Source organism: Paraburkholderia phenazinium (assembly GCF_900142845.1).
Lineage (GTDB): Bacteria > Pseudomonadota > Gammaproteobacteria > Burkholderiales > Burkholderiaceae > Paraburkholderia > Paraburkholderia phenazinium_A.
This window is the reverse complement of the sequence record NZ_FSRU01000001.1, coordinates 3791159-3810969: the sequence shown is the minus strand read 5'-3', so window position 1 is coordinate 3810969 and position 19811 is coordinate 3791159. Positions and strand designations below refer to the sequence as shown.

19 protein-coding genes are annotated in these 19811 nt (G+C 61.4%); 10 read left to right on the top strand and 9 right to left on the bottom strand.

The annotated features are described in order from the left end of the window. From BUS12_RS16645 to BUS12_RS16635, 3 genes are all read left to right on the top strand, one after another. Complete coding sequence (locus BUS12_RS16645) at positions 1 to 399, top strand: ExbD/TolR family protein (RefSeq protein ID WP_074296725.1); 399 nt, start codon at positions 1 to 3, stop codon at positions 397 to 399. Between the two features lies 1 nt (position 400). Continuing rightward, positions 401 to 1105 carry a TonB family protein gene (locus BUS12_RS16640; protein WP_074296722.1) on the top strand — a complete coding sequence of 235 codons (705 nt, stop codon included), beginning with the start codon at positions 401 to 403 and terminating at the stop codon, positions 1103 to 1105. Positions 1106 to 1222: 117 nt separating this feature from the next. Next, entirely contained in the window at positions 1223 to 2311 is a 1089-nt protein-coding gene (locus tag BUS12_RS16635; RefSeq protein ID WP_083640421.1) for a YncE family protein, read from the top strand. Here the strand turns inward: BUS12_RS16635 and BUS12_RS16630 are convergent. From BUS12_RS16630 to BUS12_RS16610, 5 genes are all read right to left on the bottom strand, one after another. Then, a complete protein-coding gene (locus tag BUS12_RS16630; RefSeq protein WP_074296719.1) occupies positions 2298 to 3758 on the bottom strand; it encodes an MFS transporter in 1461 nt (486 codons plus the stop codon). The genes BUS12_RS16635 and BUS12_RS16630 overlap by 14 nt on opposite strands. 140 nt (positions 3759 to 3898) lie before the next feature. Continuing rightward, entirely contained in the window at positions 3899 to 4285 is a 387-nt protein-coding gene (locus BUS12_RS16625) for a VOC family protein (protein ID WP_074296717.1), read from the bottom strand. Between the two features lie 179 nt (positions 4286 to 4464). After that, a complete protein-coding gene (locus BUS12_RS16620) occupies positions 4465 to 5445 on the bottom strand; it encodes a D-2-hydroxyacid dehydrogenase (RefSeq protein WP_074296715.1) in 981 nt (326 codons plus the stop codon). Between the two features lie 300 nt (positions 5446 to 5745). Then, a complete protein-coding gene (locus BUS12_RS16615) occupies positions 5746 to 6354 on the bottom strand; it encodes an NADPH-dependent FMN reductase (RefSeq protein WP_216352717.1) in 609 nt (202 codons plus the stop codon). Between the two features lie 94 nt (positions 6355 to 6448). Beyond that, complete coding sequence (locus BUS12_RS16610; protein ID WP_143788339.1) at positions 6449 to 7348, bottom strand: LysR family transcriptional regulator; 900 nt, start codon at positions 7346 to 7348, stop codon at positions 6449 to 6451. A gap of 255 nt (positions 7349 to 7603) precedes the next feature. Between BUS12_RS16610 and BUS12_RS16605 the strand changes: the two genes are divergently transcribed. The 3 genes from BUS12_RS16605 to BUS12_RS16595 all read left to right on the top strand — a co-directional run bounded on the left by BUS12_RS16605 (position 7604) and on the right by BUS12_RS16595 (position 11882). After that, complete coding sequence (locus BUS12_RS16605; protein WP_074296710.1) at positions 7604 to 7966, top strand: DUF2946 domain-containing protein; 363 nt, start codon at positions 7604 to 7606, stop codon at positions 7964 to 7966. A gap of 182 nt (positions 7967 to 8148) precedes the next feature. Beyond that, positions 8149 to 10389 carry a TonB-dependent receptor gene (locus BUS12_RS16600; RefSeq protein WP_437123865.1) on the top strand — a complete coding sequence of 747 codons (2241 nt, stop codon included), beginning with the start codon at positions 8149 to 8151 and terminating at the stop codon, positions 10387 to 10389. A 47-nt stretch (positions 10390 to 10436) separates the two neighbouring features. Then, positions 10437 to 11882, top strand: coding sequence for a PepSY-associated TM helix domain-containing protein (locus BUS12_RS16595; protein WP_074296706.1), 1446 nt, complete (start codon positions 10437 to 10439; stop codon positions 11880 to 11882). A gap of 84 nt (positions 11883 to 11966) precedes the next feature. On the opposite strand, the gene BUS12_RS16590 is transcribed toward BUS12_RS16595, so the two are convergent. Beyond that, positions 11967 to 12386 (bottom strand): secondary thiamine-phosphate synthase enzyme YjbQ, encoded by a 420-nt coding sequence (locus BUS12_RS16590; RefSeq protein WP_074296704.1) that lies wholly within the window; start codon positions 12384 to 12386, stop codon positions 11967 to 11969. A 486-nt stretch (positions 12387 to 12872) separates the two neighbouring features. On the opposite strand from BUS12_RS16590, the gene BUS12_RS16585 reads away from it, so the two are divergent. Then, positions 12873 to 13859, top strand: a complete 987-nt coding sequence (locus BUS12_RS16585; protein WP_074296702.1) for a chemotaxis protein — start codon at positions 12873 to 12875, stop codon at positions 13857 to 13859. Positions 13860 to 13896: 37 nt separating this feature from the next. Here the strand turns inward: BUS12_RS16585 and BUS12_RS16580 are convergent, their stop codons facing one another. Then, positions 13897 to 14697 carry a hypothetical protein gene (locus BUS12_RS16580; protein ID WP_074296699.1) on the bottom strand — a complete coding sequence of 267 codons (801 nt, stop codon included), beginning with the start codon at positions 14695 to 14697 and terminating at the stop codon, positions 13897 to 13899. 134 nt (positions 14698 to 14831) lie between these two features. Here BUS12_RS16580 and BUS12_RS16575 point away from each other — a divergent pair, with 134 nt between their 5' ends. Then, positions 14832 to 15119 (top strand): DUF1330 domain-containing protein, encoded by a 288-nt coding sequence (locus tag BUS12_RS16575; protein ID WP_074296697.1) that lies wholly within the window; start codon positions 14832 to 14834, stop codon positions 15117 to 15119. A gap of 374 nt (positions 15120 to 15493) precedes the next feature. Beyond that, positions 15494 to 16633, top strand: a complete 1140-nt coding sequence (locus BUS12_RS16570; protein WP_074296694.1) for a LysR substrate-binding domain-containing protein — start codon at positions 15494 to 15496, stop codon at positions 16631 to 16633. Here the strand turns inward: BUS12_RS16570 and BUS12_RS16565 are convergent. Both BUS12_RS16565 and BUS12_RS16560 read right to left on the bottom strand, forming a co-directional pair. Next, on the bottom strand, positions 16520 to 17824 hold the full coding sequence (locus BUS12_RS16565) for an Nramp family divalent metal transporter (RefSeq protein ID WP_074296692.1): 1305 nt from the start codon (positions 17822 to 17824) through the stop codon (positions 16520 to 16522). The genes BUS12_RS16570 and BUS12_RS16565 overlap by 114 nt on opposite strands. Before the next feature lie 170 nt (positions 17825 to 17994). Next, a complete protein-coding gene (locus tag BUS12_RS16560) occupies positions 17995 to 19251 on the bottom strand; it encodes a cupin domain-containing protein (RefSeq protein WP_074296689.1) in 1257 nt (418 codons plus the stop codon). A gap of 333 nt (positions 19252 to 19584) precedes the next feature. Here BUS12_RS16560 and tatA point away from each other — a divergent pair, with 333 nt between their 5' ends. Further along, positions 19585 to 19806 (top strand): Sec-independent protein translocase subunit TatA, encoded by a 222-nt coding sequence (tatA, locus tag BUS12_RS16555; RefSeq protein WP_074296687.1) that lies wholly within the window; start codon positions 19585 to 19587, stop codon positions 19804 to 19806. The last annotated feature ends 5 nt before the right edge of the window (positions 19807 to 19811 follow it).

The following is a 19811-nucleotide window of genomic DNA, read 5'->3' as shown; positions in this document are numbered from 1 at the left end:
ATGAAGTATTTCGAAGCGCGCAAGGCTCGCATCGAGATCATTCCGATGATCGACATCATGTTTTTTCTGCTGGTGTTTTTCATCATGATCACGCTGCACATGATTCCGAACGCCGGTTTGCGCACACAGTTGCCTTCGAGTACCACGACGCAGTCCTTGCCGCCGCCGAAGGTGACCGTCACGCTCGCGACCGACGGCAGCCTCTCCGTCGACGGCCGCACTTTGAGTCCCGCTGAACTGACGGCGATGCTGGCAGCGAGAGCCGATGCTTCACACACCGTGGTGACGATTGCCGGCTCGAAGCAGGCGCAGATCCAGAAGCTCGTCGCGGTCATGGACGCCTGTCGTGCCGCGGGCGTCTCGCAGATCGCGCTGGCTGCGCAACCCGTGGCGAACTGATATGGCGACTGTCTCCGCCCCCGAGGTTGTGCGGGAACGGCCGCGCCTGATGTCCGCTGCGGTGCTGGCGCTGCTCGCGGAAGTGCTTCTGCTTGGCGGTGCATTTGCGTTTTTGACGCATCGTTCGCCTGCGCCGGCCGAACTGCCGCCGACGTTGCTGACGCTAGCGGCGCCCGCGCCCATGCCGAAACCCGCTGTCGTGCCACCCAAACCGGAGGCGCCAAGCCCCACGCATCCGGTCGTGCCGGTGCATCGTGTGGCGCACGTTGCACCGCCGAAGCCTGCCGCGATCGCGAACCCACGGCCTGAGCCAACGCCCGCGCCGGTCATGCCCGAGGCAACGCCGACTGATCCACAGCCCGTGCCGCGTCCGCCACCGCCGCCTGCTGCCGCGCCCGCGCCGGCAGTCGTGACTGCCACACCGAGTTTTGAGGGGGCCTTACGCGCGGCCATTCAGGCGGCGCTGCGCTACCCGGAATCGGCGCGTATGGCGGGCATGGCCGGTCGCACGCGGGTCGCGTTTCAGTATCGGGACGGCGAGGTGTCGAACTTGAGCGTCGTGGTGTCCAGCGGCATCGGTTTGCTCGATCGTGCGGCGCTCGCGGCGGTGCGCGATGCGTCGTATCCCAAGCCTGAACCCGCATTTGTCGGCAAGACGCTCGCGGAGCAATTGTGGGTCACCTTCAACCTCGACGACCAGGAATGACAGCCATCCCGCACTGAGGTTTCGGCATGGCCGGATTAAAGACGCGACGGTTTCAGACCGGAGCGCGATAGCGCTCGTCCGAGTTTCAATCGACATCAACAAACGGAGTCAATTCAAGTGAAAATAAAGCACATTCTGCAAACGCTGACCGTGGGTGGCGTTATCTCTTTGCTTGCCCTTGCTGCGGCGCAAGCTGCAACGGTTAAACCCGACGCGCAGTTCGAAGTGGTGAGGCACTATGGTCTGGACGGCGACGAACATTGGGACTACGTAGCGTACGATGCGGTGCGCCATCATCTGTTCATCAGCCGGGACACGCATGTGCAGGTCGTCGATACGCAGACGGGCAAGCTGTTCGGCGAGATCGCGCATACCGATGGGGTGCACGGTTTTGCATTCGTGCAGGACCTTAAGCTCGGCTTCGTGACCAATGGCCGGGCCGATACCATTGCCGTCGTCAATCTCGACACGCTGCAGGTGGTCGATACTATCAAGGCCGCAGGCCCGGATCCCGACGGCATTCTCTATGTCCCCTCGCTGCAGCGGATCTTCGTCAGCAACGGGCATGATCAGAGCGTGAGTGAAATCGACGTCGCAACACGCAAGATCGTCGCCACCTTGCCGGTGGGGGGCAAACCGGAAGCGCTTGCCGCGGACAACCACGGGCATGTCTTCGTCAACGTCGAAGACAAAGGCGAGATCGTCGAAATGGACGGCAGGTCGGCCAGCGTGCTGGCGCATTGGTCGATCGCACCGTGCGAGGAACCGACCGGTCTCGCCATCGACCCCACGAGCGAGCGCCTGTTCTCCGTATGCGCCAACCAGCGAATGATGGTGACGGACGCGGTGTCGGGCCGTCATGTGGCTGAGATTCCGATTGGCGGTCATCCGGACACGGCTGCCTTCGATCCTGCGCTGAAGCTGGCGTTTAGCTCGAATGGCGCGGATGGGACGCTGACGTTGGTGCATGAAGACGATGCGAACCACTACAGCGTCGCACAAAACGTGCAGACGCAAGAGGGCGCGAAAACCATGGCGCTCGACGCCAAGGCACATCGCGTCTATCTCGTGTCGTCGAAATTCGGCCCTGCGGAAGCGGCTAGCGCCGACACGCCGCATCCGCGACCGAGTGTGATTCCCGGGACCTTCGAGGTATTGGTGGCACAGCGCAAGCCAGCCGGCAGCCGCCATCTCACACCGGATTGATCTCGTCCTGACTACGCCGGGTGGTGCGGGGTCCCAGTACCCGCACCGTCAAGGCCACGGTCAGCAGCGCAGCGGCGATGATGCCGAACATGGCGACTGCGCCGTACGCACTCAATATCGGCAGCAAGATGAACGGCAGGATGCCGCTGACGATGCGCGACAGCGAATAGGTGCTGCCGATGGCCGTGGAGCGTGCGCCCGCCGGAAATATCTCCGACTGGTACACGTGATAGGCATTACTGAAGACATTCGATGCGCAGGTGGTCAACACACCAAAGCAGACGATCAGCGTGGAATTGTTCGAATAGGCGAAACACAGGCCGCAGGCTGCGATGGCCAGGATCGATACGATCACGAGGGTGCGACGTTCTATCCAGCTGAGAAGCGGAATGGACAGCAGCGAGCCGACCGGGTAGCCCAGAAACGACAGGGCGATAAACAAGGTCCCGTCGGTGACGTCATATCCGCGGCTTTTTACTACCGTGCTGGCCAGCGTGCCAAAGCCGTAATAACCGAATCCTTGCAGCAGGTGGAAGATGGTCAGCATCAGGTAGCGCTTGTCATAGGGCGGGCGGCGCAACAAGGCCACGCGCTCGCGCAACGTGATCGGATGCTGCGTGTTCGCCGCTTCAGGGAGGATGCCCGATACGGTTACCCCCGCGCTTGCGGCGAAGCGCCGAAGCATGGCGTGCGCCTCCTCGACGCGCCCCTGCGCCAGCAACCAGCGCGGACTCTCGGGCAGCTTATGCTGCACGATCAGGACCAGCACAGCCCCCAGGCTGCCGATCACCAGGATGATCCGCCAGCCCGCCACCGCGCCAACGTGCAGCGGATTGAGCCACAGCGCGAGGAACCCCACCAGCGGCACGGCGACATACGAGGTGGTGTAGGCCCACGCGGCCAACCGGCCTCGACGTTCCTTGGGCAGAATCTCGGAGAGGAAGCTATCGGCGACCGGGTAAATCGCGCCTACACCGATGCCGGTGAGCACGCGGCAGATCACGAGCATCCCGGCGTTCACGGAGAACGCACCGGCCAATGAAAACGCGCTGTACCAGACCAGGTTGAACAGGAACGCCTTGCGCCGGCCGATCCGGTCGGCCATGCTGCCGAGACAGAACGAACCGAAAAACATGCCGATAAAGGCCGAGGCCAGCAGGAGCTTGAAGTCGGTGCTGTGTCGGTCGATGCCGTATTCGCCCTGCAGTGCGGTGCCGATCGAGCTGACGAGGAAAATCTCATACATGTCGAAGAACAGGCCGATGCCGATCACCAGCACAACGAATCGATGCAGCGGGCCCACCCGCATGTTGTCCATCCAGTCGCCGAGCGTGAGCGCATGGATATTCGGCGAGGGCGCCGCATCGGGTGCGGCGCCGGGTGCAGAGGCAGGGAAAGCGGCCTGGGCGCTCGCTCCGCTGCCCAGGCCCAGATTGTTGGCGCTCATGGCGTCTCCTTGATTTATTGGATCATGCTGATGTGCCGCCCACGGTTCTTATGCCTGGTGCGGTGCCGCTGGCTGTGTCATGGCGGGTGCGCGACCTGGGCGCACCCTGCGCCACACACCGCGGCAATGACCTTCGCGACTCAGTTCAAGAGTTCGGAAATTTCGATCAGGTTGAGATCGGGATCGCGCACGTACACCGAGCGGATCTTCTGCGTGGCGCCGGTGCGTTCAACCGGCCCCTCGACGATCGGCCACTCCACCTTGTTCAGATGCCTGATCACATCGTCGAGCGGGACGGCGGCAATGAAGCACAAGTCGAGTGCGCCGGGCACGGGGATGTGTGCCTTCGGTTCGAATTCGGATCCGCGAACGTGAAGGTTGATCTTCTGATTGCCGAATCGGAAAGCCAGCCGGCCCGCGCCGAACGTCTCGGGTTCCATCTGCATGACCTGGGTGTAGAAGTGCCGGGTCGCCTCGGGGTCGACACAGGTCAGAACCAGATGATCAAGGTGGTCAATCAATGGCATTGCAAACTCCTGGTTGAACGAAGGCGCGCTACGTCGGAATGCCGCGTCATGTCGTTCATCCTGCTGCATTTCCAGGCGCGCGATAATCGCTGGATTCTCAAGGATGCTTTCCATCCGGGAAAGGCGGCCGCGAGGACCCGCCGGCAAGGCATTGCGGTGGCAGCCTAAGGTTTACCCGCTTAGGCGAGCGACACGACGTGCCCGGGGTTGCCGGCCTGAAATGCGGCGATGTTGTCGATGAGTTGATCGGCCAGCGCCTGAATCGCTTCGTCGCTCGCCCACGCCACGTGCGGCGTCAGAACAAAACCAGGGTGCGACAGGATTTCCTGGAACGGATGGTCGAGCGGCATCGGTTCTTGCGTCACGACATCGAAGCCGGCCCCCGAGATCATCCCCGACTTCAAGGCTGCAACGAGTGCGGTCTCGTTCACCAACCCGCCGCGCGCGGTGTTGATCAGCAGCGGCTTGCGCTTCATCTGAAGAAATTCGGCTTTCCCGATCAGGTCCCGCGTGGCGGGCGTCAAGGGACAATGCAAGGAAATGATGTCGCTCGTCTCAAGCATCTCCTGGAACGGTGTATAGAGCGGACCCATATCCGCGCGGCCTTTATAAGCGGAGAAGAGAACGCGAAGTCCGAGCGCGCGTCCGATATCGGCAACGGCGCGTCCGAGCGCCCCATCGCCGATGATTCCCAGCGTGGTGCCGCTCAGGTCGCGGATGGGAAAGTCGAAGAAGCAGAACTGGTTCGCCTCCAGCCAGCGGCCGGCGCTGACCGCGTCGCGGTAGGCCACGAGGCTGCGCCGCAGTGCAAAGATCAGCGCAAACGTGTGCTCGGGGACGGTGTGCGTGGCGTAGTTCCGGATGTTGCTCACCACGATTCCCCGCTCGCGACAGGTCGTGAGGTCGACATTGTCGGTACCTGTCGCGGCGATGGCGATCATTTTCAGGTGCTTCGCCTGTTCCAGGTCCGAACGGGTGAGGCGAACCTTGTTCACGATGACGATATCCGCATTCGCGATGCGAACCGCAACCGACTCAGCGGGCGTGTTTTGGAAAACCTCAAGGGAATGCGGGAAGGGGAGTGCCTTGAGTACGGTTTGGGGGGAAATGGTTGCGCGGTCAAGGAAGACGACCTTCAGGGGGGCGGGAGCGTTTGGCATGATCGATCTGCAGTGTGGCGTTAGACGTTCGGTGTCGAATCCCCTCCATTGTGAACGGCGCCTGGCGCTGCGGTTTGCTCGATCCTCAACGAGGCTTTCCCTAAGGGAAAGGGGCGCTCGAAGTCACGATGAGTGCGGCGACCGGAGCCAGCATGGCCATTCTCATTGGAGCATTTTCCTTGGGATTGCTTGTGAAATTCAGGAACGAGCGACTGTACCGGCAGCGTGACGCTCGAAGCGCCCCGATTCTCGCGCGTGCCGTGTGCGAACACGCGCGAGAGAGGAATCCGCGCTAGCGCGTCAGGCTTCGATCGCAGACACCTGGTCCTGCGCAGTTCGGCGGAGCTCGATCGCCTGGATCAGTCGCCTGATAGAGTTCGAGATGAAGTCGAGGGTCGGCTTGTCCGTGAAGACCCCGTTTTCGACCTTCTTGTTGACGTGCGGAATGACGATTTCCGGCATAGGCACAACGTGGCAAAGCATTGAACTCAGCGTTTCCCGCAGTTGATACTGCGCGCGGACGCCCCCAAGCGCGCCCGGCGAGATCGTGCAGAAGATAACCGGCTTGTTCTCGAAGCAGCTCGCAAATGCGGGCCGGGAGAGCCAGTCCAAGGCGTTCTTCAGGACACCAGGTATGCCGTGATTGAACTCCGGCGCAACAATGACGACGCCGTCGCTTTGCTCGACGAGGTGGCGTCCCGTTGCGACCGCTGCCGGCAGACCGGCTTCTTCGATATCCTGGTTGTAGTGCGGGAAGTCGCCGATATTCAACAGATCGAGACCGTGCCCGTGGGAGTGAAGCTGCTGGCCGAACGCGTTCAGCACGGTGGACGAGAAAGACGCCTGACGCAGGCTACCCGACAGGCCAACAAATTTGAACGATGTTTTCATGAGCTTGTAGACGAACAACAGGGAAGAGGGACTGGGCAATAAAGAGGATTCGACTATAACCACCGCGAACACAAGCGGTCGGACATGCACTTTCGAGTTTCGGTCAAATGGTCTACTCGTTGGTCTGACGAAAATGTTCGACCGCGAGATCGATGAATGCCTTGACCTTGAGCGACTGGAATTTGCGGGTCGAGTACACGATCCGGAACTCCCTATCGGCCAGGTGATATTCGGGCAAGATGCGCTGCAAGCGTCCCGTCCGTATGTCGTCTTCAACGAGGTAGGCCGAGAGCGTGGCAATACCCATCCCGGCCAGTGCGCTCGCACGCAACATGCCGATGTTGTTGCACACGAAGGACGTTTTTGGCTGCACGGCGATCGACGTGCCGTCCGCCGCGTGGAAAGTCACCTCTTCGCTGCTGTGTTCGGTACGAAAAGCGAGGTAGGGATGATCGGCCAGCTCCGACGGGTGCATGGGCGTGCCATGTTCGGCGAGATAGCCGGGCGCGGCGCAGATGTGAAAATCGGTGGTCGCGAGGTGTCGTGAGACGAGGCTCATGGCATTGATGCGGCGTGCGGCGAGAATGCCAAGATCGAACTCTTCCTCGATCAGATCGACCGGGCGATCGGCAAGGACAAGGTCCACGATGACATTCGGATAGGCACGCTGATAGGCCGCAAGCACCGGCGCGAGCTTGTGCTGGGCAAAGAGCGCAGGCGCGGCGACGCGGATGCGTCCCGACGTGCTGACCGCATTCGCCGAGAGCATGAGGTATGTCTCTTCGATTTCGCCGAGAATCTGCCGACAGCGTTCCAGATAGATCCGCCCGGGTTCGGTCAGCGACATCTTGCGTGTGGTTCGTTGCAGCAAGCGGGTGCCGAGGTGATCCTCGAGTTCGGAAATGATCCGGCTTGTTCTCGGCACCGCCATATCCAGCGCTTCGGAGGCCCGTGCGAAGCTGTTGAACTCCGCGACTTTGACGAAGACTCGCATCGAATTCAAGGCATCCACGTTGCATTCTCCCGAGCATTGTTAAGGGTGAGGGCCCTGATGCTGCGCCCTGACTACCGGACGCACTCTATCGCGCGGTGTTTCGCTCGACGGGTCAAACGCTTTCGAATTTCGGACATTCGACCTTTTCGGGTCGGCCGCGGGCATCACGGAGCCGTTCGAACGGTGCGTCAAAATGCCACGCAACTTCGCCACCCATCTGGATATGCCCCTATCGAAGTGATAGACTTCCGCGCGTTATTGCGCCCAAACGACATGACCTTCTACAACCGCAAATACCTGACTGCATGGCTTGGCCTGATCGCCATGTGGCTCATCGTATTCGCGCCGGTTGTGAGTCAACTGGTCGTCTCGGCACGCGCGGATGAACCCGTCGCCGCGCTTTGTTCTGCCGCTCAACCTGGTAGTCCAGAGCATCACGATCCCGTCAGTTCACTGGACGCCTGCGGTTATTGCAACCTGTTGGCGCATCATGTGGTGGCGCCGCCTGTTCCTCCCGCTGCGCTGTCTCTCTTCATACTCACGAGTGCCGCTGCTGCGCCGGTTCTGAATATCCGCTTTACGCCACTCGGCGCTTTTCCTTCCGGTCGTCCACGCGACCCGCCTGCCGTTTCCTGATCGCCGTTATTGCTGCTGGCCGTGCCTAGCCATGCGCCCATGAAGGGCGCGCGCGGCCGCTTGTCCAATGCATTCAGGAAACCTTCATGTTCAACTTCGCTTTGCGAAGGCGGCCCCTTTGCGCACGCAAACGGGCACGCTCTGTCTCGCCTGTCACGCTCGGCTTGCTGCCGCTTTCCGTCATGCCGTCATTCGCTCAGGCCGGCGATATCGCCAGTGGCGTTACATTGCCTTCGGTGACCATTACTGCGAGTGCACCCAACCCCATCACAGTCGATCCCAATCTGCCGGCCACCGTCGAGACGGTCACTCCCGCCCAGTTCCAGAACTGGAACGTGGTGAACAGCGAGGACGTGTTGCAGTACATGCCTAACCTCGCGGTACGCAAGCGTTTTATCGGCGACCTGAATTCGATCATCGCCGTGCGTGGCACGAGCAATAGCCAAAGCGCGCGAGGACTCGTCTATGCAGACGGTTTGTTGCTGAGCAACCTGCTCGGCAACAGCTATTCGTTTCCACCGGCATGGTCGATGGTGGCGCCTGACGAAATCCAGCAGGTGAGCGTGATCTACGGTCCGTTCTCCGCCGCCTATCCGGGCAATTCGCTGGGCGCGACGGTGCTGATTACCACGCGTATGCCGACGCATTTTCAGGCGGAAGCCGACGTCAAGGGATTTACCCAGCATTTCAGCCTGTTCGGCGTGAACGGGAACTTCAACGGCAGCGAGGCGAGTGCGTCGATCGGCGACAAGGTCGGCAACTTCTCGTATCGGCTCGACGCGAATCATCTCGAGAACACCAGTCAACCGCTGCAGTTCGGGACACTCGCCAGGTCGAACACACCGGCCAAAGCCGGCGACATCCCCGTTACCGGTGCGTATTTCTACAACAACCAGACCAACACGCCGACTGCGGTACTGGGTGTGAATGGGGAAGGTATCGAGCACTCGATCAACGATCAGTTCAAGCTGAAGATGCAGTACGACTTCACGCCGACGCTGCAAGGCGGCTTGACGCTGGGCTATTGGCATCACAGCTATAACAGCCAGACGTCGACATTCCTGCGCGATGACAATGGCAATCCGGTGTATAGCGGCAACGTCAATATCGGGGGCTACGAATACCGGATTCCCGCGGCCGAATTTGCACCCAGCTCGGGCTACAGCGAAAACTGGCTCTATGGCGTCACGCTGAAAACGCGCAACGCGACGGGCTGGAATGGCGAAGCGATTGCTTCCTACTACGATATCGGCAGCAGCGTCGCGCGCACGGCGAACTCAGGCGCGCCCGGCAACGGTCCAGGGAGCGTGACCTTCGGCGACGGCACCGGCTGGAAGACGCTCGATCTGAAGACGACGTATACGCCGGCTACGCCTGCAGCTGGTCTGGCGAACCATGCGCTGACCTTCGGCTATCACTACGACAACTACTTCCTCGACAACACCACCTACAACACGCTCAACTGGCAGGACGGCGCGGGCAACGCATTCGCTAACGCGTTTGCGGGCAAGACCCAGACGCAAGCCGTCTACGCGCAGGACGCCTGGCGTTTCCTGCCGCGCTGGAAGCTCGTGTACGGGGCGCGCTATGAGGATTGGCAAGCCTACGACGGTTCACAGGCGATCGCCGGCACGCGGGTGCCTTATAGCGATGTGAGCGACCAGCATGTCTCGCCCAAGGCATCGCTCTCGTTCGATTTCACCAACGATCTGACGTTGCGCGCATCCATTGGCCGGGCCTACCGCTTTCCGACCGTCAGCGAGCTGTTTCAAGGGCAGATCAACGGTTCCTCGATCGTCAACAACAATCCGAACCTGAGGCCGGAAAACGATCTTTCGAAAGAGCTCACCGCCGAATGGGCTCACTGGAACGGCCTGTTCCGTTTCACACTGTTCCAGGACGACGTCAAGAATACGATCTTCAGCCAGACCGATACGACGGTCGTGCCTAACGTCACGAACTTCCAGAACATCGGCGAGGTGCGTTCGCGCGGCGTCGAGACGAGCTATGCGGGGGAGGACGTCGTGGTGCGCGGGCTGGATCTCATGACGAGCGTGGCTTACACGCAATCGAAGATTCTTGCTAACGCCCAGAATCCGGCGACCGTCGGTAAGTACTTCTACCGCATTCCGTTGTGGCGTGCCGATCTGGTGGCGAGCTATCACCTGGACGGGCGCTCGACGGTCACCGCGGGCGTGCATTACTCGGGCCGGCAATACAACACGCTGACCAATACCGACACCAATCCGGACGTCTTCGGCGGCACCAGCAGTTACACCGTCGCCGACGTGAAATACACGTTCAGGCCCACGAAGCTCAGCGAGATCGGTATCGGCATCGACAACCTGTTCGATGAGCGCTACTTCGTCTATCACCCGTACCCGGGCCGCACGTTCTACGTGGAAGGCAAGCTGCGCCTGTGAAGTCGGGTCCGAGCTTTAGTCTACGTTTAGCTAATCAGGAGAATTGAATGTCCGCGACCACGACGCACTCCGTGTCTTCGGCACGCAGCACAGCCGGTGCCGGCTATCGAACCTTATGGCGCTGGCATTTCTACGCCGGCCTCTTCGTGATGCCGTTCCTGGTGGTTCTGGCCATCACCGGCACGCTGTACTGCTTTCAGCCGCAAATCGAACCGCTGTTGTACCGGCATCGCCTGGTCGTCGAGCCGCAAGCGCGACCGCGTCTGAGCGAAGACGCGTTGCTGGCGAGTGCGCGCAAGGCGATGCCTGAAGGTGCGCTGGCGACGACCGCGGCCATCGATCAGAACCCTGCACGCAGCGCCGAATTTGTGTTTCGCTTGCCGAGCGGCGAAAAGCAAAGCGTCTATCTGAATCCGTACACAGGAGCGTTGCTTGGCACGCTTAGCGTGGAGCACCGCTTCATGCAGGTGGACCGCATGCTCCATCGCAAGCTGTTACTGGGCAAGCCCGGCGAACTCTTGATGGAGCTGGCCGCCTGCTGGACGCTCGTGATGATCGGTACCGGCGTCGCCCTTTGGTGGCCGCGCGAGACGACGACGTTGCGCGACGCGTTATGGCCGCGCTTCGCGCTTAAGGGGCGTGCGCTCTGGAAGAGTTTGCACGCGGTGCTGGGCATCTGGCTTGCGCTTGGCACCTTGGCCTTCGTGCTGACGGGGTTACCCTGGTCGGGGTCGTGGGGAAAGCAGTTCAAGGCGCTGGCGACCAGTGCCCATCTCGGCGCACCGCCTGGCTCGTGGGGTGGGCTTCCGTTGCAGTCCACTTTGCCTGGGAGGAGCGATGGGAAACCTGCGCCGGCTAATGTCGCCCACCATGAATCCTCCATGGAGTCGATGCCGGGCATGACGATGGACGACCTGCCGCTGCCCACGACACCGTGGGCGGTGGGCAACGTACCGGTGCCGAATTCGCGCAGTGACGACGCTCAAGGTCACTTTCCACTCGGACGTGTGGTGGCCCTGGTGGCGTCGCTCGGTGTGGCGGGTGGCTACGATATTGTGCTGCCTGCCTCGGCAAGCGGTGTTTATACGGTGTCCTACTTTCCACCGGATCCGCAGCAGGAGCGCACGCTTTATATCGACCAATATAGCGGTGCAGTCCTCAAGGACATTCGTTATGCGGACTACGGCGCGGTGTCGAAGGCCGTCTCTTACGGCACCTCGCTTCATATGGGCCGCTATTTCGGGCTGGTCAACCAGATATTGTGCGCGCTGATCTCGCTGGGTCTTGCCGCCATGGCGGTGACGGGTTGCGTGATGTGGTGGAAGCGCCGTCCTGCGCGCTCGCTCGGCGCACCAGGCCGCGCACGCGCCGTGCCGCCCATGCGTGCATGGAAGGCCGGCCTGGTGTTCCTTGGAGTCCTGTTTCCGTTGATGGGCGCCAGCATGCTCGCAGTCTGGATGGCCGATCGAACCTTCTTTGGCCGTGCGGCATAGCGTCTGGGTTCTTGAGCACGTGACGCTCGCCGCCCAGACGCGTGGATGCGCGGCGCCGCGACCCGCGGTGCGTCGCGCTGCCGGTTATTCGCCGATGATGTGCGCGACGATGTCGCGGCTTTGAGGATGCTGCCGATGCTCGAACAGGTAGATGCCTTGCCACGTACCGAGCGTCATGCGTCCATGCTCGATCGGCACGGATAGCTGCACTTGCGTGAGGGCGGTGCGCAAATGTGCGGGCATGTCGTCGAGCCCCTCGGTATCGTGCTCGTAGCGGTTGCGGTCTTCCGGCGCGATGGTGCCGAAGTAGGTTTCCAGGTCGCGTTGCACGGACGGATCGGCGTTCTCCTGAATCAGAAGAGAGGCCGACGTATGACGGCAAAACAGCGTCAGGATACCGATCTCGATCTGCTGCTCTTCGACGAACTCGCGGACCTCCGCCGTAAATTCGACGAGTCCACGTACGGGCGCCCTGACGTGAAAATGACGAATGGCTTGCTGCATTGAATCGACTCCTGCCTGGCCGGTTTCATGGGATGCGAAGCACGGGTGCGCCGGCTTGGGTGAAGGGGCGGCAACCGCGCAAGACGATGCGACGAGTATGCCACGCCCTACGGTCCACAGCGCTGGACACGACAGCACCTTCCGCGGCGCGAGTGACGTGCCGGGCCGGCCGCCGCCAGGCAGAACCGGCAACGCGCTTTGATCAGGACTCCCGTGGAGATAGGGCGCCGCTGCCAGGATCGTGTGATTCAGCGCCCGCTGAACTTGCTTTCAATTACCGTTTTCGTCTAATGATTGAAGGCCTCGCGCAATCGTTTGCGCGTTGCCGGCAAACGCCGAAGGTTCACAAAAAGCCGTACAAACAGGCTGACGGCGCTGAACTTTATGCATTGCGGGCCGATAACCAGCTATGAGGCGGAAGCGTTCGATCGGTGTCGTGGGCGACATCAACGCGCTGTGCCCAGAATTCGAACCGGAGAATGAGGTATGGGGGCAGATCTGCATGTGGCCGACGAACGTACGAGCTTGACCAGCTCGAACAAATTCGAATTGCTGCTGTTTCGCCTTGGATCGGTCCCCGACAGCGACGCGCATGAGCTCTACGGAATCAACGTCTTCAAGATTCGCGAGATTTCGACGATGCCGTCCGTGACGCCGATTATGGGCGCGTCGGAGTTCGTGATGGGCGCGGTCGACATCCGCGGCCAGATCATTCCCGTGATCGATCTGCCGCGTCTGATGGGTTGCGAGCCGACGCGCGGCCGCAACATCCTGCTGGTGACGGAATTCGCTCGCTCCACGCAGGCATTCGCGGTTGAAGAAGTGGACGATATCGTTCGCCTCGAATGGAATCAGGTGCTGACCGCCGAAGGCGCCGCCGCCGGCAAGTCGATCACGAGTATCGCGCGGATCGACGGCAATACCGGCGACTCGCGGCTCGCGCAGGTGATCGACGTCGAGCAGGTGCTGCGCGATGTGTTTCCGTCGCAACATCCGGCGGTCGACCCGAAGTCCGTCGGCGATCATCTGCAGATGCCTGCCGGCGCCAAGATTCTCGCGGCCGACGACTCGGGATTCGCACGCAAACTGATCGAGCAAGCCTTAGGCGCGATCGGCGCCGAGTACATCATGGCGAAGACCGGCGAAGAGGCCTGGAACATGATGCAGCAGATCGCGCGCGAAGCCCAGACCGAGAAGGTCAGAGTGCGGGACAAGATCGCACTCGTGCTGACCGACCTTGAAATGCCGGAAATGGACGGCTTTACGCTCACGCGACACATCAAGGGCGATGCGCGGATGCGCGACATTCCCGTGGTGATTCATTCGTCGCTCACCGGGGCGGCCAACGAAGCGCACGTCAGAAACGCGGGCGCGAACGGTTATATCGCCAAGTTTGCCGCCGGCGAACTGGCCCAGGCGCTGCGCCAGGCGCTCGCGGGATCCACCGCGGAGTTTCATATTCAACCGGCCTGAGACGCGCGCGTCGGGTTGCCCGTCAACCCGGCGCGCCTCAATTCGACACGTGCAGGTTCTTCGATAGCACGGTGCCCGTCTGCGGGCTGATCAGCCAGACCGCCTGAATCTCCGTGTAGAGGATCGAGGTGCGGGTCGTGATGTCGGTCGGCTCGTCGTCGGTCGGATCGCTGTGCTCGCGCTGGTCGCTCAGGTAAGGCGGCGCCAGGCTGCACATCAGCGCAATTGCGAAGTCGCCATCCACTTTGGCGAAGGTCGCCGCCGGTAGCGTGAGGTGGCCGCGAATCCTGGTTTTGCCGGTTGCGTCGGACTTGAGTCCAATGAGATCGATCTGCTGGATAAAGCCCTTCGCCTTTGCTTCCGCCGCCACCGTCAGTCCCCGGCCATCGGGTCCGTCGACGGTTTTCTTCAGCAGGATCGCGCCGGGTATGTCTTCGTTAGCCAGGTCCGCGTCGATCGTCAGCACGTGGCTCTTCGACTGGTACAGGACGCCGTAGGGGATGGGGACGACGAACACCAGTTCGCGGTCGAGGCTGGCTTGTGTCAGGCCAAGATCGTGCTGTGCCTTCCGGTAAGGAATCAGCGCACGGATACGGTCGCGCAACGACGGCGCGTTGCCATGGATGCTGTGTTTGGCCAACGTGTTCCGGATGGCAACCGGGTCGTCGCCGACAATTGGCCGTGCCGCGAGGACCTCGGCAATGGCAGCGCTCGCCGCCCCGCTGGCGGCAGCGGCGGTCGATGCCGCCGCGGGCGTCGCAGCGTGTGCGAGGACCGACACGCAGGCCAGCAGGCAAGCCGTGTTGAAGCGAATCAGTCTGGTTTTCAGGTTGGACACAGTGACACCCTCCGGTACGGCAGGAGTCTATCGTAACGGCTGGGCGTTCAACATCGCCGAGCGTGCGGCCCACGTGAAATCAGCCGTCGTGGCATCATCTGATGCACCTTCCCCCCACCGCAGGAGTCTATGCCATGGCGACTTATATCGTCTTCACGCGAGAAAGCACACAGGACCAGAGCGAACTCGACATTTACAGCAGCAAGGTCGGTCCTACCTTCAAGGGCCATGCGGTCAAGATTCTCGCCGCCTACGGACAGCAGCAGGTGCTCGAGGGCGATGCCCCCGAGGGCGTCGTGATCGTGGAGTTTCCGACCACAGCGGAGGCGCGTGCCTGGTACGACAGCCCCGCTTATCAGGAAGTCGCGCAGCACCGCTTCAAGGGCTCGCGCTATCGCGCCGTCCTCGTCGAAGGCGTGTAACACGCGCGCATTGCGCTGTCCGTAGGATGCGCAATGCGCGGTCTTTCTCGCACCATGTTAACGATGGCAAGTCGAGCAAGGCCCAAGATGCATAGGACTACTTACGCCGCCAACGAATAAAACGGCCCGGCGAAAGTCGGCTAAGTCTTGCGCGCTGCGCGTGCGGTACGTCATGAGTATATGCACAAATAGATCATATTTAGCGGATCGTGAGGTCGTGGGGACGACTGCTTGAGGCGGCAATGAAAGAGGGGGCAAAGTGAAAGATGCGCTTTTGCGTGCGGCAATTCGCCACAGGCGCTACACTGCGACCGAGTTCCCCCGGAGTTTCTGAGGGGCGTCTATACATTCCAATATAGGAGACGCGACTTCATATGAAAAACATAACAATTCGGCAACTGAAGGCTTTCGAAAGCGTTGCGCGTCATCTGAGTTTTTCCCGCGCGGCGGAGGACCTGCACCTCACCCAGCCGGCCGTGTCGATGCAGGTCAAGCAGGTGGAGGATCAGGCGGGGTTGCCGCTGTTCAGCCATATCGGCAGGCGGATCTTGCTGACCGAGGCAGGCAAGCTGCTGCTGCGTCACAGCATGGTGATTCTGGCGGATCTGAAAGCCGCCGAGCAGTCGATAGCGAGTCTCCAGAGCGGCGGCGCCCAGCGTCTGCGGGTCGGACTGATTACCTCGGGCAGTTATTTCTTTCCGCATCTGATCAGTGCTTTCATGCAGGACAGGAGCCACATCAACCTCGACATGACGGTGCGCAGTCGCGATCAGCTCATCGGTTTGCTGCGAAGCGACCAGATCGATCTCGCCGTGATGGTGCATGCGCCGGATGACCCGGCCATCGTAGCCGAGGCGTTTGCGCCGAATTCGTTCGTGCTGGTAGCCGCCCCGACACACCCGCTCGCCGACGAACGCGACATCCCCTATGCGCGTATCGCACTCGAATGCCTGATCGTCAGGGAGAGCGGCACCGACACGCGCAGCGCCGCCAACGATACGTTCCGCAGCCTTGCATCGACGCCACGTTTCATGGAGATCGGTTGCGCCGAGGCGATCAAGCAGTCGGTCATGGCAGGCATGGGCATCAGCTTTCTATCGGCGCAGGCGGTTCAGTCCGAAGTGCGCGCCGGTCTGCTCAAGGTGCTCGACGTGCAGGGTTTTCCGCTTAAGCGCCACTGGTGCGCGGTCCATCGCGCGGACCGGCATCTGCCGCCGGCGGCCCTCGATTTCCGGCAGTTTCTTCTTGCCGAGGGCGGCGCGCGGCTCGAGCATTTCACGGGGATCGACAAGGTGCATACGGGCATGGATATTCCACGTCCTGACGACGCGGCTCGAGAAACACGAACGATTGCCACCACTAGCGCCCGTCACGAAGTCGCGCTTCGTACCCGCGCACTCTTACGAGACGACGGACTGCCAGATGAGCATCACGTTCAGGGCCAGAATCACGCCGGTGGCGACGACAGCAGTGCCGATCAGCTTGCGGCCCGCCGTAAATCCGCCCATCACTGAACGGCGCGAGGACAGGACGACGAGTGCGACGAGCGGAACCGGCAGGATGATGCTCAGGACGATCTGGCTATCCACCATGGCGGTCATGGGATTGCAGGTCATGCAGACGATGACGGCCGGCACCATCGTGATGAGGCGTCGCAGGAGCACCGGCGTCTTGAAACCGACGAAGCCCTGCATGATGTTCTGACCGGCCATCGTGCCCACCACGGAACTGGAGATGCCCGACGCCAGCAGCGAGACGAGGAACAGCGCGGCCGCACCGGCGCCTAGGACGGGCGTCAGGGTGTGATAGGCCACCGCAATGTCCGAGATGCCTGGCGCCTTCTTGCTGAATACTGAAGCGGACATCGTTACCATCGCCAGATTCACGAGGCCGGCGAAGCCCAACGCGATCACCACTTCGCGGTTCGAAAAACGCACCAGCTTGCGGCGTTGATAATCGTTGCGGGCCGGCGCGCGGTTCTGCGTCAGACCCGAGTGCAGGTAGATCGTATGCGGCATGATGGTTGCGCCGACGATACCCACGGCTAGCATCAAGGCATCGTTGCCGTGAAGACGGGGCACGAAGGTGTGAAAGATCGCGGCATGCCAGTCAGGCGGCGCAATCACCAACTCGCACAGATAGCTCAGACCGATGACGGTGATCAGCGCGGCGATGACGATTTCGAGCGGCCGGAAGCCTTTTTTGTCGAGCGTCAGAATGCCGATCGTGATGATGCCCGTGATCAGCAGACCCCAGCCCATTGCCAGATGGAACAGTAGCGAGATACCCATCGCGGCGCCCATGAATTCGGCCAGGTCGGTCGCCATGGCGGCAATTTCCGAACCGATCCACATCCCCATGACGAGCGGACGCGGAAACTCGTCGCGGCACAACTCCGCGAGACTTCGGCCGGTTACGATCCCGACCTTCGCGGACATCGCCTGAAACAGCATGGCCACGAGGCTCGACAGCAGCACCACCCAAAGCAGTTCGTACCCATAGGTCGAACCGGCCTGGATGTTCGTCGCAAAGTTGCCCGGATCCATGTAGCCGACCGAAGCGATCACAGCAGGACCCGCGAACGGCAACAGTGCACGCACGCCGCGGCGGTTGTTGTCGAGCGTGTCGCGCATCGCCGTGACGGTGTCGGCCGTCGCTTCTCCAGAAAGCGCATAGCTGGCGGTTCGTTTAATTGCCATCAACATGATGAGCGTCTCTCTTCACGGTGCTGCGTGGTATCGATAGGGACTGACTGCTTATGCTTATGCGCCGGTATCGGAGCGGGACTGCGTCGAATCCGTGTGGGGCGCCGTGGACCCGCAGTTCGGATCGAACCGCCGGGCGCACGGCGCCAGCTGCTGCAGGGCCGGCGCGCTTACGCAAGCACGTCGCGGCGTTGCTTCAGGTTGTGGATCGCGTCGAGCGTTTCGTCGTCGACGCGCAAATGCTCCTTGAGCAGTTGACGGGGGACATTCGCTAGCCACTGCGACAGGGTCACCTCGGAGAAGTGGTCCGACTTGAAAAGCTCAAGGAACACAAGATCTTCCTTACCGGTGTTCTTGATGTAGTGACCTAGGTTTTTCTCCACGTAGCCCACGTCCCCCGGGTTGAAGTCCACCGTCTGTGCCGCGGGGCCCGTGTTGAACACCGTCATGCGGCCGGTGCCCTTGATGAAGTACTGCCATTCATCGTTGTCCGGGTGCCAGTGCAACTCACGCAGACCACCCGGCCTGACCGTCACGAGTGCGGCTGCCACGGTCTTCGAAATCGGGAAGTTGCGGCTGTCCACGATGCGCACTTCGCCGCCCGCGTTAGAGAGGGTCGGCGCCATCGAGCCCATACGGAAGATAGACGGATGATCGGGACGGCCTGCCGGCGACGCGCAGTATTCCTGGTCTGCTGCCAGCGCACCGGCCTTCGCCCCCTGATAGATCCAGAGTTGATCGAGCGGGATTTCCTTGAATTTTTCGGCTGGCACACCGAAGTTCTGCGCCAGAATTTCCGGCGGAGTGTGCGCGAACCAGTCCGTTACCATCAGCGTGTTGAATTCGCCGGCCGCGCCGTTATCGAAAGCCAGCACGAATTCGCCGCCGTTGTCGCCCAGGCCTTGCAGCGAGTGCGGCAGGCCCGGCGGGAAGTACCAGATGTCGCCGGTTTGCACATCGGCGACTTCAGCGCGGCCCTTGGTATCGATGGTCGTGATACGAACTTCGCCGCTGACCATGATGGCCCACTCAGCCTGCTGGTGCCAGTGCAGTTCACGCACGCCGCCCGGTCCGAGGCGCATGTTCACGCCGGCGATGTCCTTCGATACAGGGAACGCCTTCGTCGTCACTTCGCGTGCCCAACCGCCCGCCTGAATGCGCTTGTGTGCCTCGTTGAACGATGCCCATGGAATCGGCATGCCGCCGACGTCGGTGGGCGGCGGGTTGTTGAACGAGGGCAAAACGTCGCGCAGTTGCGGATTTTGCGGACCAGGTTCGGAAATCGCGGCAGGCGTCGAGTTGATACTTCCTTGCGAAGGACGATCCGGGTTGCCGAATTCCGCGGCTTTGGCAGCGGCCGACGCGCCAAGCGCGACCGCCCCCGCAGCTGCTCCAGCCAGGACACTGCGCCGTTTCATATCAGTCATGCTTTCTTCTCCTAACTATCTGTTTTCGTCAATTCCTGGTGACCGGGATGACGTCCCGTGCCACGCAGGATGTGGGGCAGAACCGGCGAGTTTCCGTGCTGCAGTGAAGCGTCGGTCAACATGAGGCTTACTGCACGATCGGCACCGTCGTCATTCGTTCCGTGCCGCAAATATTAGAAAGATGGGGCACGAATCACCAATCAGGATTTATTGGAGAAACCATAAGCACGTTTGATACACCGTCGATGCAAATCCCCTTACGATCTGCGCCTGACCTGCGGTACTCAGGTGGGGTTGGCGGGTCGGTTCCATACAAACGAAAGGAGTGTGATTATGGGTAGCCTCAGCATGGCTCACTGGTTGATCGTTCTGGCGATCGTCGCGCTTGTCTTCGGTACGAAGAAGATCCGCCATCTTGGTTCGGACCTGGGCGGCGCAATCAAAGGCTTCAAGGAAGGCTTGCAGGAGAGTGAACCCGTCGCGGCGCAGGCGGCCTCGATTCCTGCCGAGCCTGCAATCGACGCGCAGATTCCTCGCGCGACCTCGCAACAATAAGTCGC

Coding starts and splice junctions, on each gene's coding strand:
- BUS12_RS16605 (WP_074296710.1), top strand. CDS start 7,604: ATGACCTTCTACAACCGCAAATACCTGACTGCATGGCTTGGCCTGATC.
- BUS12_RS16625 (WP_074296717.1), bottom strand. CDS start 4,285: ATGCCATTGATTGACCACCTTGATCATCTGGTTCTGACCTGTGTCGAC.
- BUS12_RS16590 (WP_074296704.1), bottom strand. CDS start 12,386: ATGCAGCAAGCCATTCGTCATTTTCACGTCAGGGCGCCCGTACGTGGA.
- BUS12_RS16575 (WP_074296697.1), top strand. CDS start 14,832: ATGGCGACTTATATCGTCTTCACGCGAGAAAGCACACAGGACCAGAGC.
- BUS12_RS16595 (WP_074296706.1), top strand. CDS start 10,437: ATGTCCGCGACCACGACGCACTCCGTGTCTTCGGCACGCAGCACAGCC.
- BUS12_RS16640 (WP_074296722.1), top strand. CDS start 401: ATGGCGACTGTCTCCGCCCCCGAGGTTGTGCGGGAACGGCCGCGCCTG.
- BUS12_RS16645 (WP_074296725.1), top strand. CDS start 1: ATGAAGTATTTCGAAGCGCGCAAGGCTCGCATCGAGATCATTCCGATG.
- tatA (WP_074296687.1), top strand. CDS start 19,585: ATGGGTAGCCTCAGCATGGCTCACTGGTTGATCGTTCTGGCGATCGTC.
- BUS12_RS16565 (WP_074296692.1), bottom strand. CDS start 17,824: ATGTTGATGGCAATTAAACGAACCGCCAGCTATGCGCTTTCTGGAGAA.
- BUS12_RS16560 (WP_074296689.1), bottom strand. CDS start 19,251: ATGACTGATATGAAACGGCGCAGTGTCCTGGCTGGAGCAGCTGCGGGG.
- BUS12_RS16630 (WP_074296719.1), bottom strand. CDS start 3,758: ATGAGCGCCAACAATCTGGGCCTGGGCAGCGGAGCGAGCGCCCAGGCC.
- BUS12_RS16585 (WP_074296702.1), top strand. CDS start 12,873: ATGGGGGCAGATCTGCATGTGGCCGACGAACGTACGAGCTTGACCAGC.
- BUS12_RS16570 (WP_074296694.1), top strand. CDS start 15,494: ATGAAAAACATAACAATTCGGCAACTGAAGGCTTTCGAAAGCGTTGCG.
- BUS12_RS16620 (WP_074296715.1), bottom strand. CDS start 5,445: ATGCCAAACGCTCCCGCCCCCCTGAAGGTCGTCTTCCTTGACCGCGCA.
- BUS12_RS16600 (WP_437123865.1), top strand. CDS start 8,149: ATGCCGTCATTCGCTCAGGCCGGCGATATCGCCAGTGGCGTTACATTG.